The following is a 240-nucleotide window of genomic DNA, read 5'->3' as shown; positions in this document are numbered from 1 at the left end:
CGCAGGCTTCGGCATCGATGCTGGCGCAGGCAACGGCAGCAGCGCTACCTGCTCAAGTGCCAGCATCGCAGCCGGACGCTCGCGCGTGGTGGCGTGCACGCGCACGTTGGCGACTTCTGCGAGCCACCGGCCGATACGCGCATTGGCGGCTTCGACGTCCAGCTTTAGCCCCGATTGCTTGAGCGTGGCCGCGAGCGGCACCACGAAGCTCTCCTTCAGGTAACGGTTGAAGCGTTCCAC

General features: G+C 66.2%; 1 pseudogene. It reads right to left on the bottom strand.

Features of this window, described 5'->3' with window-relative positions:
* Positions 1-240, bottom strand: a pseudogene (locus AB3X89_RS40835) (IS21 family transposase); the annotation flags it as partial.

The organism is Paraburkholderia sp. BR14320 (genome assembly GCF_040948665.1).
Taxonomy (GTDB): domain Bacteria; phylum Pseudomonadota; class Gammaproteobacteria; order Burkholderiales; family Burkholderiaceae; genus Paraburkholderia; species Paraburkholderia youngii.
Note: the sequence above shows the minus strand (reverse complement) of the source record. Positions and strands in the feature narration are given on the sequence as shown.